Below are 13,033 nucleotides of genomic sequence, written 5' to 3' on the forward strand. Positions count from 1 at the left end.
CTCGCTACTCTCGATTCGTCGGCTTGTACTCGAATTCCTCGAGGTCGGTAAATCCCGACAGTGTTCGGTCACCATCCGAACCAGGAGCCGCGCCGGCGTAGACGCCCAGTTTGCCGATGTCGGGGTGCACCGTGAGGTCGGGCTCGGTCATCGTCGACATCGCCAGATAGCGCAGGGGCTTGTCGCCGTCGTTGACCACGCAGTGGGCTCCCGTCGCGTCTGCGGGACAGGGTACGTAGTCGCCGGCCTCGAGAGTGTACGTCTCGCCACCGAGCCGAAGCGTGCCGGTTCCCGAGAGGACGTAGAGGGCCTCCTCGTTCGCGGCGTGGTAATGGTACGACCAGGGCTGACAGCCTGACGGGAGTTCGTACAGGCTACAGCCGAGGCGGCCGCCGCCTGTCGCCGCACTCAGCCGTTTCTGGGTGAACGTTCCCTCGACGCCGTCGTGGGTCACCTCCTCGAGGTCGGCTTCGTTTACCGGTTCCATGGGTGAACGTGTGAGAGCGGGCACAAAAATCTGCGGTGGGTCGTCGGCGTCGACTCGCTCTCAACTGAAGTTCAGGCCTCGAGTACCTCGATCAAATTCCCCTCCGGATCGCGCAGAAACAGGATTGAGGTACCGCTGGCCGTCGTTCGCGGTTCGCTCAAGGTTTCCACGTCATCCGGAAGCCCGGCGTAAAAGGTATCGAGATCCGAGACGGCGAACCCCAGGTGGACGGCGCCCGACTGGTTCAACGCATCCGCCGATCCGCCGTCTGCAGCGGGGTCGTACTCGACCAGCTCGATGCGGACGTCGCCGTCGTCGGTCTCGAGGTGGGCGAACGTACCGGTTGCACCGGGGACGTCGACGGCGTCGCTGAACGCCTCGCCATCGACCGAAAAACGATCGACGACCGCGAGGCCGAGCACGTCGCGGTAAAACGGCAGGATCGACTCGAGGTCGGCGACGGTGAGTCCGACGTGGTGGGTGTCGAGGTCGGGCATTGTCGTGCTATCGGCCAGTTGTGACAAAAACGCATCGTCTACGGCGATGGGATCGGGTGGTTCAACGGGGAACTCACGAGCGCCAGTACGCCGACGTCAGCAAGACGAGGACGGGGAATATCTCGAGGCGACCGATCCACATGTAGACAATCATCAGTATCTTGGAGGTGGTCGGAAACTCGAGGTAGCCGCCCATCGGGCCGACGACACCGAAGCCAGGGCCGATGTTGCCGATGGTCGCGATGGACGCGGTGACGAGGTCGAGCGTCCCGATGTCGAAGCCGACGCGGGCGGCGTCGGCGGCGAGAAGAAGGATGCCGACGAAAAACAACAGGAGGTACAACAGCGTGAACGCGTAGATGCCGCGGACGGCGTCCTCGTCGAGTACTCGTCTGTTCATTCGAACCGGGCGAACCGCCTCGGGGTGGATCGTCGTGAACACCTCACGACGAAGGGATTTGAGGATCACCAGCCAGCGTAACACCTTGATCCCACCGCCAGTCGACCCGGTGCTTCCGCCAATGAACATCGCGAACAGCAAGAGTCCCTTCGCGGGGCCGCTCCAGGCGTCGAAATCCATGTTCGCGTACCCCGTCGAGTTGGTGAGCGACGCGATCTGGAACGCGGCGTAGCGAGCCGACCGCTCGAGGTTGCCGCCGATTTGTCCGGTCTCGGGGGTACTGAGCGCGGCATCGAAAAAGAGCAAGGCCGTCCCGACGACGGTGAGCACGGAGACGGTACCGAGGTAGAGTCGGAACTCGTTATCCCGAAACAGCACCCACGGATCGCCCGAAATGAGGTGCCACCAGAGCACGAAGTTGACTCCCGCGATAAACATGAACGGGACGATCAACCACTGGACGGCGGGCGAAAACGCCTCGATACTCCGAGCTTCCGGGGAGAAGCCGCCTGTCGGGAGGGTCGTAAACCCGTGGGCGAACGCATTGTACAGATCCATGTTCGGAGCGAATCCGAGGAGGTGGAGTCCGTACAGGAGGGCGATGAGAAGCGCGGTGAACCCGATGTACGCGAGCCAGAGCACGCGGGCGGTCTCGGCAATGTGGGGCGTCAGTTTCGAGACCCCCGGGCCGGGCGTTTCGGCTTTCATCAACTGCGCGCCACCGACGGCCATCTGTGAGAGGATAGCGACCGCGAGGACGATGATACCCATACCGCCAAGCCACTGCGTGAGCTGACGCCACATCAGCATCGCTCGAGAGTGGGTGTCGAAGGAGATGTCGTCCATGACGGTCGCCCCCGTGGTGGTGAACCCGCTCATGCTCTCGAACAGCGCATTCACCGGGTGAGCGACCGTCCCGTTTCCGGCGAGCACGTACGGCAGCGCACCGAAGACGGCCGCGAACAGCCACGTCAGCGCGACGACCATGAACGCCTCTCGAGCGCCGGGGTCGGGAGCCGGATCGAGCCGACGCAGTGCGAGACCGAACCCGGCGGTGAGCGCCATCGCCGCGATAAATACCCAGAGATCCTCGCCGCCGTAGGCCAGGGCGACGACGATCGGCACCACGAACGCGAGCGAAAGAACCGCGAGAATCGTCCCGACGAGGCTCAGGCCGGCCCGCCAATCGACCCGAATCCCCGATCGCATCAGATCGCCTTGATTACCTCGTCGAGTACCATTGCATCGACGAAGAGAACGACGTGATCGCCCGGTTCGATGACCGTCGTCCCGCGGGGGGTGATGAGGTTACCGCCGCGGGAGATCGCTCCGATGACGACACCCTCCGGAAGGGTCGTCGTCGAATCCATGATCTGGGTGCCGGCCAGCGTGCTATTTGTGGAGACTTCGATTTCGATCACTTCCGCCCGGTCGTGCTCGAGCATGGCGACCTTCTCGGTCTGGCCAGCCCGCGTGAAGCGGACGATCTCTTCTGCGGCTTCTTCGCGCGGATTGATCGCCACGTCGATGCCGACGGTTTCGAACAGTTCGGCGTACTCGAGGTTCTCGATGACGGCGACGGTACGGTCGACGCCGAGTCGCTTGGCCAGCAGCGAGACGAGCAAATTCTTCTCGTCGCTGCCAAGGGCGGCGATGACGATATCGGCTTCGTCGACGTGTTCACGTTCCAGGAACGCGGTGTCGGTCGCGTCGCTCTCCATGACCATCGTTTTGGGAAGGGCTTCGGCGACTTTCCGAGCACGGTCGTGATCCTGTTCGATGAGCCGGGGACGGAAGCCGTGTTCTTCGAACTCGCGGGCGGCCTGGAAGCCGATCTCGCTCGCGCCGACGATGACGATTTCGTCTCGATCACCGTTTCCGGGGGTGACGATGTCGCTCGCGAAGTCGGTCACCGAGTCCGGACTCCCGATGACAACTACGCGGTCACCCGGTCTGATCACTGTATCGCCCGTCGCCACCACCATGTGGTCGTTGCGGAAGATGGCGGCAAACGTCAGCGAGTCGTACCGATCGGCGTCTCGGACAGTCTGGTCGGCTATCGGGCTGTCAGAGGCGATTTCGAACTCGGCCATTCTGACGAGCCCGCCGGCGAACATATCGACGTCCTGGGCGGCCGGCAGGCCCGAGATGCGGAAGATCGCCTGGGCCGTCAACAGATCGGTACAGACCATGAAGTCCACGCCGAATGCACCCTCCGAACCCTCCCACGTTTGGAGTAGCGTCCGGCGCTTGACGCGAGCGATGGTGAACGCGTCTGTGCCAGTTTTCGCCGCGCCACAGATGACGAGGTTTGCCTCGTCGTCGTCAGTACAGGCGATGATCAGGCCAGCGTCCTCGATTCTCGCCTCGCGGAGAGTTTCGATGTCCGTCCCGTCGCCCTCGAGTGCGAGGACGTCGAGCGAGTACGTGAGTTCCTCGACGACGTCACTATCCTGATCGATGACCACCACGTCGTGACTGTCCTCCAGGTTGGACGCAATTGCTCTCCCGACCTCCCCGGCACCGATAATGACTACGCGCACCGGACTCCCTCCCGTGGCATTTCAGGCGGAAGGTTTTGCAGGGGTCGACAAAGGTGTTACGCCACGCACACTGGCATCTGAAACCGACTGGATAACCGATCCGTACGGACTTGAGTCAATTCTAGGGTCGTTTCCGCCTACAGTGGCGAACTTATTTGGCCGCGCTCGTTAGAGATACGCCCACCGATGGCCGTCTTTCAACACCTGCTGATCCCCGTGGCGACCGAAGACGATGCCCAACGAACCTGTGACGCTCTCGAGCCCTACCTCGAGGATCTCGAACGCGTGACGGCGGTTCACGTCATCGAGAAAGCGGGTGGTGCGATGGACAAAGCACCGCTCGGAAAACGACAGGAGGATGCCGGTGATTTCCTTGCAGTCGTCAACTCGACGCTCGGTTCGTCCGTCGCCGTCGACACCCAGACCGTCTACGGGACGGATCTGGTCGACACGCTTTTCGACGTTGCGACCGACGTGAACGCCGATGCCATCGCGTTCCGGGCCCGGGGCGGAAGCCGAATAACGAGATTGCTCGCCGGCGATACGGCGACGGATCTGGTGACTGAGCCGACCGTGCCCGTCATCTCGTTGCCCCAAAGGCAGCGTAACCGAATCAGTTAAGAAGAACGTCTCGCTTTGCCCGAGTATGGAACGTTTTACGCAGTCACGACTCTCTGCGCGCCGGCGCGTGTTGATCGCCTCGGGGTACACGGTAGGTGAAGGGTAATGGGACGGAATCATTCGTATTCACGTCGAACGCGGGTGGTTTTGACCTGTTGGCTCGCGTGTATCGGGGGAGGGAAGTAAATGAGCGAAACCGAGGAAGAACTCGCCAAAGACCTGGGTCTCGTGTCTGCGCTCGCGATCGGTATCGGCACGATGATCGGTGCCGGTATCTTCGTTTTACCGGGGGTGGCCGCTCAGGAGGCAGGTCCGGTTGTAGTCGTCTCATTTATCGTCGGCGGATCCATCGCCATCATCAACGCACTCTCGGTGAGCGAACTCGGGACAGCGATGCCGAAAGCCGGCGGTGCCTACTACTACATCAACCGGGCGCTCGGCCCGATGTTCGGCTCCATTTCGGGGATGGGCGACTGGATGGGGCTCGCGTTCGCGAGCGCGTTCTACAGTATCGGTTTCGGGAGCTACCTCGCAATCTTGCTTTCGGGAGTCGTGGTCTCGATTCCGCTGGTCGGGACGGTCGAACTTCTCCCGACGATCGTTCTCGGCCCGCTCGTGCTCTCAGACATCCAGATCGGTGCGCTCATCGCGGGAATCGTTTTCGTCGGCGTCAACTACATCGGCGCGAAGGAAACCGGCGGTGTTCAGACGGTCATCGTCACCCTGTTACTCGGCATCCTCACGGTGTTTGCGGTCGTCGGCTTCTTCTCGTTCGATTGGGGAACCGTCACGGCCGAAGGCGGCATCGCCCCCCTCGGTTACGGCGAGATCCTCCCCGGCGCAGCGCTCGTCTTCGTAGCGTACCTCGGCTACGCGAAGATTGCGACGATCGGCGAGGAACTCAAAAACCCGGGTCGTAACCTCCCGATCGCCATCATCGGTAGTGTCGCAATCGTGATGACAATATACACGATCCTGGTCGGCCTCTTGATGGGGATCGTTCCGTTCCAGGACTTCTTCCTCGAGGAAGTCGAGAACGCGCCGATGTCACACGCTGCGGAGATCATCTTCGACTACCAGTTCGCCCTCGCCGGGTTCGAGATACCGGTTCTCGGTGTTGGGGTAACGTCGATCACTCTCGCAGCGCTGCTGGCGACGGCCTCGAGCGCGAACGCGTCGATCCTCGCCTCAGCCCGTATCAACTTCGCGATGGGTCGAGATAAGATCGTCACCGACTGGCTCAACGAGATCCACCCACGGTTCGCCACGCCGTACCGTTCGATCGCCGTTACCGGTGCGATGATTCTCCTCTTTATCGTCGTTCTCGGCGGCTCGCTCGAGATTCTGGCGAAGGCGGCGAGCGTGCTGCACCTCATCGTCTACGCGCTGATCAACGCGGCGTTGATCGTCTTCCGCGAGGCTGATGTCCCGGAGTACGATCCGGACTTTACGGTACCGTTGTATCCGATCACGCCGATCCTCGGAGTCGTCCTCTCGCTCGGTCTCATCTACTTCATGGACGCCACCGAAATCGCACTGAGCATGGTGTTCGTCCTGGGTGCCATCGTGTGGTACGGCGCTTACGCTCGAAACTACACCAGTCAAGAAGGCGTCCTGAGCGAGTACATCCTCTCGCGTCCGGACGAGATGCCCGACGTGGCGGTGTCTGCCGCCACCGCCGCCCAGCCGAAGGCGAACGAGGAGTACACCGTGATGGTGCCGGTTGCGAACCCGCGGACGGAGTCGACGCTACTCTCGCTGGCGAGCGTTATCGCGAAGGCCAACGACGGACGCGTCCAGGCCGTTCACATCGTCGAGGTGCCAGACCAGACCCCGTTAACGGAAGGGTCAGAGCACGTGCGTCGCATCGACGACGAATCCCAGAAACTGATGGAACGAGTTCGTGACAGTACGGAGACCATGGACGTCCCAGTCGACATCAAGACGATCGTCTCCCACCGCTCGTTCGAGGAAATCTTCAATGCCGCACAGCGGAACAAGGTCGACAAGGTCGTCATGGGCTGGGGTGCGGGCCGTCCCTGGTCGGCCGGCCGGGCGCAACGACCGCTCGACGAACTGACTCACGCCCTGCCGTGTGACTTCCTGGTGCTCAGGGATCGTGGTCTCGAGACCGACCGGATCCTCGTCCCGACGGCCGGCGGCCCAGATTCCGTCCTGAGCGCGGAGGCCGCCAGGAACCTCCGGGATCAACTTGGTTCGTCCATCACCCTCTTGCACGTGGTCGACGAATCCGACACGGGCGAGGGCGAACGGTTCCTCACCGAATGGGCAACGCAACACGACCTCGAGGATGCCGACATCCGAATCGACACCTCAGGCGACGTCGAGGGCGCGATTGCCGCAGCCGCAGGCGACCACTCGCTGTTGATCATCGGCGCGACCGAACGCGGGTTGCTCTCGCGACTCGTCCGCGGATCGCTCGCGTACGACGTTATCAACGACGTCGACTGCTCGGTCTTGCTGGCTGAACGACCGACGAGCCGGACGCTTCGCGAACGACTGTTCGGATTGCAGACGGACGACGATCGGTAGGCTCTCTCGTCCGCCTTTTCACTGCCTGACCCCCGTCGAGCGTGAGTCGAGCACGTACGCCCGACAACGGAAACACCTATTAACTGTGCTTGATACTCTCTGTCATTGATATGGGTGAGACTGACGAGACGACGTCGATTATCGGAAGCGAAATCGGGTTGATCGGGGCGGTTGCACTCGTCGTCGGGAACGCGATTTCGGTGACGATGTTTCTCCTCCCGGCACACCTGATGGCCGATGGCGTGGGGCCGAGTATCGCACCTGCGGTGGTCGTCGCTGCAATACCGATGGTGTTTGGCGTCATCGTGATGCTCCAACTCGGCGCAGCGCTCCCGGTTGCCGGTGGCGGCTACGTCTATCCTTCCCGGCTCATCGGGCCGTTCTGGGGATTCACGATCCCGTGGCTCGTCGTTCCGACGATCTGGTTCGGACTCGTCTACACCGCCTACGGCTTTGCCGAATACGCCCGGTTCTTCGTCGACGTCCCGCTCGAGGCGCTGATCGCCGGCGTGTTGCTCGTGTTCATCCTGTTGAACTTACGCGGGATCAAGCTCGTTGCCGCCGTGCAGTTCGTTCTCGTGATGGTCATCGTTGGTGGGATGCTCGCGTTCATCGTTCCGGGCGCTTTCCACATCGACCCGGGGAACTACAGTCCGATGTTCCCCGAAGGATACGGCCCGTTCGTCGTCGCCGTCATCTCGCTGTTCATCGGGATGTACGGGTTCAACCTGGCGATCGACCTCGGTGAGGAACTCGAGGATCCGGAACGAAACGTCCCTCGCGTCCTCATCTACAGCGCCGTCATCGGGATGTCGCTCATGATCGGAATCGTCGTCGTCGCAGTCGGAGTCCTCCACTGGACCGAACTCGCCGGGATGGAGGCCGGAATCGCTATGGTCGCCCTCGAGTTCCTCCCGTGGTGGGGCGGGGCGTTCGTGGCCTTCGCCGCCGTAATCGGCGGTCTGACCACGGTCAATACGCTCATCGTCACCTACTCCCGCGAGATAATGCGAGCGGCTCGCGACGACGTGTTTCCCTCGTCCCTGGCGGTGCTCCATCCGGAACACCAGAGCCCGAACCGGGCGATTCTCTTGCTCGGGCTTCCCGCATTGCTGATCGTCCCGGTTACGCCGTCTCCCGCACTCCTGGCTCCCGGACTTGGGCTGGTGCTCCTCTACGCGTTCTTCCTGCTCTCGGTTGCCGCGTGGCGATTGCCCGACCGGTTTCCGGATCGGTACGCGAACGCGTCCGTCCGGTTACCGCCGGTCGCGCTCATGCTGGCAGCCATCGGCGGCGGCCTGTCGACGCTCGTATTCTGGCTCCTGTTGGTCTCGCAACTGCCGTGGATGGGCGCGCTGATCCTCGGGTGGGTCGTACTCGGTTACCCAGTATTCCGATACCGCGTTGGTGTTCTCGAAAAGCGCGGAATCGACCTCCGCACCCGGTTGCGAACGCTTGATGAACACGAACGCCGCAACGATCAGGCGTCGAACGATTGACGACGTGACATCGACGTTCGTAACCGACGGAGTAGGTCACCCACGTTCCTCGAGGACGGCTACGAGTCGCTTCCGTAGATGGATTGGGAACGTCGACTACGGAGAGCGGTGGAAATTCATCGAACACGTTATCACCCCGGACGACACACGTCGGATCGTTCGATGACGATCCGTGTCGACTGGCGCTCGAGTGCGAGCCTGACGGGCACCGTCCTGAAGTGGCTCGCGGTGCCGCTCGCGGTGCCACTCGTGCTGGCAGTGTTCGACGGCGACGACATCGTCCCCTTCGCCGTGGCGATCGCGTTCACGGTGGCGATCGGGATGGGGCTCGAGCGACTGAGCGACGACCGGGAGCTCTACCAGCGGGAGGCCTTCCTGATGGTCGCGCTGACCTGGTTCGGCGTCGCGGCTATCGGCACGATCCCGTTCGCCCTCGTCGGAATCGGAGCTCCAAGCGCGTCGGCATTCGCCGGCGGCGTTGGCGGCCCCGTCAACGCCTGGTTCGAGAGCACGAGCGGCCTCACGACGACCGGCGCAACCGTGATGAGCGGCTGGGACTTCGAGAACCAGTCTCGAGCGATCCTGCTGTGGCGACAGCTGATCCAGTGGCTCGGGGGACTGGGTATCCTGATCGTCGCGATCAGCCTCCTCTCGAACCTGATGGTCGGTGGAGCCCAGTTGATGGAGACGGAGAGTCAAACCCGAAACGTCAACAAACTCACGCCGGAGATCGCGAGCACCGCCCGCCTCATCTGGGGGCTGTACGTCGGCCTCACGCTGGCGGCTGTCGCGACGTTTTACGTGTTGCACCTGCTCGGGTTCGCCCCGAACATGGATCTGTTCAACGCGGTCTCCCACGCTATGACCAGCGTTGCAACAGCCGGCTTCTCTCCCGAACCGTTGAGCATCGGTGCCTTCACACCAGCCGTCCAGTGGGCCGTCATCCCGTTTATGATCCTCGGGGCGACCAACTTCGTGTTGCTGTACTATCTGGTACAGGGCGATCTCTCGCGGCCGTTCAACTCCGAGGAATTGCGTTTCTATCTCGGCGTGATCGCGCTCTTTGCGGCGATCGTGTCGGCCATCCTCGCCCTCGATTCCGAGATCAACATGGGGCTCGAGCCGACGATTCGACACGGCCTGTTTAACGTCGTTTCACTTGTGACGACGACCGGCTACGCCTCGATGGACTTCAACGTCTGGTCAGCCGGTGCCAAACACGTCCTCTTCCTGTGCATGTTCATCGGCGGGATGGCCGGGTCGACCACCTGTTCGATCAAGACGCTGCGCTGGCTCGTGATCCTCAAGGGGCTCTACCGCAACCTGTTCGTCTCAATCCATCCGCGGGCCGTCCGACCCGTTCGCCTCGGCGAGAGCATCGTCGACGAGGACACGATCAACGATATTTTCGCCTACGTCATGCTCGCGATCATCATCTTCTTCCTGCTGACGGTGTTCGTCGTCGTCGATGCCGCTCGAGCGAGCACGGCAGTCACTGAGTTCGAGGCCCTGGGCGCGTCGGCGTCGATCTTCCTCAACATCGGCCCGGCGTTCGGAATGGCCGGACCGATGGACAACTACGCCGGTTTCCCCGTCACCACGCGGTTCGTTATGGTGATCATGATGTGGGTTGGTCGCATCGAGATCATCCCCGTTCTGGTATTGTTGTTGCCGGCGTACTGGCGCTCCTAACGGGGAAGCCAATGCGGTCGTGTTCGATTCGGCGCTCGGCCCGAATGGTGGGATCTCGTAGAAGAGCACCGGTCGATTCGACTCGAGAACTCTCTCATCCGACCACCCTACAGTCGTTCCTAAGCGGCTGAACTATCGTGATAGTCGTCCTCCCGGGATCGCTACTCGTCCGATTTTGCCGGCGGTGACCGCCCACCCAACCGCTGGATGAGCGCCTGTTTGAAGGTTCGAGGCGTTCTGTTTTCACTGCGCGCCATCACGACTGTCCCGTCGGTTTTATCCACGACCTCCTGGGGAATCGACCCATATAGCGCCTGTGCGACCGTACTCGTTCCCGTCGCCCCGACGCAAACCGTATCGTACGTTGCTACCGCCCCGAGGAGTGACGATCTGACGTCTTCGTCGACGATAACTCGCGATTCGTACTCCGAGCTATCGATTTCCGCCGCCGTCGCCACCTCCGTGATCGTCTCCTGGCCCACCTCGAGCGGATCCACCCCGGGATCGTCGGACGGCGACTGGACGTTCAGCAACGTCAGGCTCGTTTCCGGGAACGAGCGCCGGAGTTCGGCCGCTCGTCGTGCAGACACCGGGGCGTTCGAGCCTTCGCCCGCCAGGGTAACGATCGACCCGGGGGTCTCGGTCGGCGATTTAACGAGCGACACTTCACACGGTGCCCGTTCGAGGATCGGATCGATCGTCGAGCCGAAGATGACGTCGCGTCGGCGGCGTTCGCCGGCCCAGCCGAGAACTGCATGATCGGCGGCTTCGTCCTCGATAACCGAGAGGATCGCGGTGCCCGCGTTGCGGCCGACGATCGCTCGCGTTCTGACGCCGACGTCGAGCGTTCCGGCGACGTCGCGTGCATTGTCGAGGAGGGTTCGCTGTCGGTCGACGCGTTCCTCCTCGAACTCGATTTGAGCCGGGGACGTCTGCGGTGGGACTTCGATGACGTTGACCACGACCAGTTCGCCCGGTCGATCCTGGCTCGCGGCACTCGCCGCCGCGTGCGCGATGAGCGGCCGCTGCGTTTCGGGATTTGCGACGGGGACGACGACGCGATACTCCGCATCCTTCGATTCCGGTTCGTCGGTCGGTGCAACGGCTTCCCCAATCAACGTCGTCGAAAGCGCCCGCTCTTTCGCGTAAAACCGGTACCAGAGAATACTGAGGGCGATGGTCACCAATCCGATGACCTGAACCCACGATAGGGGGGCAAGTGAAACGCTGGCAGATCCTACCTCGAGGGTGGCTGCTTCCTCCCCCATCTGCACCAGCACGAAGAGACAGGTTACGAACCCGACGATTGGAACGGTCGGATACAGGACTGATGGGATTCGAAAGTCGGGGTCGTAATCGTCTGGATCCGCCCGCCGTAACACGACGACGGCGACGTGAACCAGCGCGTACGTGATGAGGAACATGAAGCTCGCGACATCAGCCAGCGTGCCGATGGGCAGTGGGCTCGCAACGAGGACGAGGATCACAAACCCGGTCGCGAAAATCGCCCGGTACGGCGTCCGGTAGCGCTCGTGAACCTTGTTGAGCCAGTTCGTGAGAATTCGATCCCGTCCCATCGCAAAGTTGACCCGTGCCGCCGAGAGGATCGACGCGTTCGCCGAGGAGATCGTCGCAAATATCGCGCCAATGATCATGATTCCGGATCCGACGGTGGCGAACTCGAGCGTCCGTCCGCCAATCGCGACCGATCCGAGTGTGCCGACGGTCACTTGTGCGACGTCCGCGACGGGGACGTCGCTCGCGGCCAATTCGGGAACCGGTAATGTGCCCGTGCTGACGAGCATCACCAGGACGTACAGAATCGTCGGAGTCACCACAGCGGCTATCATCGACAGCGGGAGATTCCGTCCCGGGTTTTTGATCTCTTCTGCGCTCGTCGCGATCACTTCGAACCCGATGAAGGTCACGAAAACGGTTCCGGCTGTCGCCCCAACAGCAGGCCAGCCGTGGGGTGCGAACGGATCGAGGTTCCCGCCGTCGACGGCGAAAAGCCCAACCGTGATGAACAGGACGATCAATACGAGTAGAAAGAGGACGATGACGTTCTGCAGCGAGCCGGTTTCCTTGACACCCCGAAAATTGATCGCGACGAGTACGGCGGACATACCGAGTGCAGCGATAACCACTGTCAGCGCCGTGGATGGGCGATTGAGGAGGTACTGTCCGAACCCGAGCATGTAGAACGCCGTCGCGAACATCAACCCGGCCCACATCCCGAAACCAATGATGGTGCCGAAGAAACTCCCAAGCGCGTGGTTGACGTAATAATAGCTACCCCCGGCACGCGGCATACCGGTCGCCAGTTCTGACAGCGAAAACGCCGCGAGGAGTGCGATGACGCCGCCGATGGCGAACGAAATCATGCTCGCCGGGCCCGCCGCTTCGGCGACGATGCCGGGCAGGACGAAAATGCCAGCCCCGATCATCGTCCCCAGTCCTAACGTGTACGCCTCGAGGAAGCCGAGGTCTCGAGCGAGTTCCTGGTTGGACATCGTTATGCCCCACGTATAGCTGCCCATATTCTTCGATGAACAATATAGGGCGCCATTATTGTTGAATCCGTAATCCCATTCATATCTCCGACTCTGATCTTTGAGAGTATAAACGTAACTCTCCTCTCACCGAAGACCAGGGGTAGTCCCTTTTCTTCGATCGGATGAAGAACGACCAGTTCGGCCTCACTGTTATCACGCCACAACGTCTACAATCGTCCGGAGCAA

The 13,033-nt window shown here is 61.9% G+C and carries 9 protein-coding genes; 4 read left to right on the top strand and 5 right to left on the bottom strand.

The annotated features are described in order from the left end of the window. Nucleotides 1–4: 4 nt before the first annotated feature. From NGM68_RS16020 to trkA, 4 genes are all read right to left on the bottom strand, one after another. Nucleotides 5–487, bottom strand: coding sequence for a cupin domain-containing protein (locus tag NGM68_RS16020; protein ID WP_252699229.1), 483 nt, complete (start codon nucleotides 485–487; stop codon nucleotides 5–7). Nucleotides 488–558: 71 nt separating this feature from the next. After that, nucleotides 559–984: a VOC family protein gene (locus NGM68_RS16025; protein WP_252699230.1), complete on the bottom strand. Its 426-nt coding sequence runs from the start codon at nucleotides 982–984 to the stop codon at nucleotides 559–561. A 73-nt stretch (nucleotides 985–1,057) separates the two neighbouring features. Next, complete coding sequence (locus NGM68_RS16030; RefSeq protein WP_252699231.1) at nucleotides 1,058–2,593, bottom strand: TrkH family potassium uptake protein; 1,536 nt, start codon at nucleotides 2,591–2,593, stop codon at nucleotides 1,058–1,060. Continuing rightward, nucleotides 2,593–3,927 carry a Trk system potassium transporter TrkA gene (trkA, locus tag NGM68_RS16035; RefSeq protein ID WP_252699232.1) on the bottom strand — a complete coding sequence of 445 codons (1,335 nt, stop codon included), beginning with the start codon at nucleotides 3,925–3,927 and terminating at the stop codon, nucleotides 2,593–2,595. Before trkA ends, NGM68_RS16030 begins: the two co-directional genes overlap by 1 nt. A gap of 186 nt (nucleotides 3,928–4,113) precedes the next feature. Between trkA and NGM68_RS16040 the strand changes: the two genes are divergently transcribed. The 4 genes from NGM68_RS16040 to NGM68_RS16055 all read left to right on the top strand — a co-directional run bounded on the left by NGM68_RS16040 (nucleotide 4,114) and on the right by NGM68_RS16055 (nucleotide 10,292). Further along, nucleotides 4,114–4,548 (top strand): universal stress protein, encoded by a 435-nt coding sequence (locus tag NGM68_RS16040; protein WP_252699233.1) that lies wholly within the window; start codon nucleotides 4,114–4,116, stop codon nucleotides 4,546–4,548. Between the two features lie 186 nt (nucleotides 4,549–4,734). Continuing rightward, on the top strand, nucleotides 4,735–7,101 hold the full coding sequence (locus NGM68_RS16045) for an amino acid permease (RefSeq protein ID WP_252699234.1): 2,367 nt from the start codon (nucleotides 4,735–4,737) through the stop codon (nucleotides 7,099–7,101). 110 nt (nucleotides 7,102–7,211) lie between these two features. Beyond that, nucleotides 7,212–8,600: an APC family permease gene (locus NGM68_RS16050; protein ID WP_252699235.1), complete on the top strand. Its 1,389-nt coding sequence runs from the start codon at nucleotides 7,212–7,214 to the stop codon at nucleotides 8,598–8,600. A gap of 162 nt (nucleotides 8,601–8,762) precedes the next feature. Then, nucleotides 8,763–10,292, top strand: a complete 1,530-nt coding sequence (locus NGM68_RS16055; RefSeq protein WP_252699236.1) for a TrkH family potassium uptake protein — start codon at nucleotides 8,763–8,765, stop codon at nucleotides 10,290–10,292. A 161-nt stretch (nucleotides 10,293–10,453) separates the two neighbouring features. Here NGM68_RS16055 and NGM68_RS16060 read toward each other — a convergent pair whose 3' ends face one another. Further along, nucleotides 10,454–12,805, bottom strand: coding sequence for an amino acid permease (locus tag NGM68_RS16060; RefSeq protein WP_425493626.1), 2,352 nt, complete (start codon nucleotides 12,803–12,805; stop codon nucleotides 10,454–10,456). Nucleotides 12,806–13,033: the final 228 nt, after the last annotated feature.

Origin of the sequence: Natronosalvus vescus (genome assembly GCF_023973145.1) — an archaeon.
Classification (GTDB): domain Archaea; phylum Halobacteriota; class Halobacteria; order Halobacteriales; family Natrialbaceae; genus Natronosalvus; species Natronosalvus vescus.

Coding starts and splice junctions, on each gene's coding strand:
- NGM68_RS16060 (WP_425493626.1), bottom strand. CDS start 12,805: ATGTCCAACCAGGAACTCGCTCGAGACCTCGGCTTCCTCGAGGCGTAC.
- NGM68_RS16040 (WP_252699233.1), top strand. CDS start 4,114: ATGGCCGTCTTTCAACACCTGCTGATCCCCGTGGCGACCGAAGACGAT.
- NGM68_RS16050 (WP_252699235.1), top strand. CDS start 7,212: ATGGGTGAGACTGACGAGACGACGTCGATTATCGGAAGCGAAATCGGG.
- NGM68_RS16020 (WP_252699229.1), bottom strand. CDS start 487: ATGGAACCGGTAAACGAAGCCGACCTCGAGGAGGTGACCCACGACGGC.
- NGM68_RS16025 (WP_252699230.1), bottom strand. CDS start 984: ATGCCCGACCTCGACACCCACCACGTCGGACTCACCGTCGCCGACCTC.
- NGM68_RS16030 (WP_252699231.1), bottom strand. CDS start 2,593: ATGCGATCGGGGATTCGGGTCGATTGGCGGGCCGGCCTGAGCCTCGTC.
- NGM68_RS16055 (WP_252699236.1), top strand. CDS start 8,763: ATGACGATCCGTGTCGACTGGCGCTCGAGTGCGAGCCTGACGGGCACC.
- NGM68_RS16045 (WP_252699234.1), top strand. CDS start 4,735: ATGAGCGAAACCGAGGAAGAACTCGCCAAAGACCTGGGTCTCGTGTCT.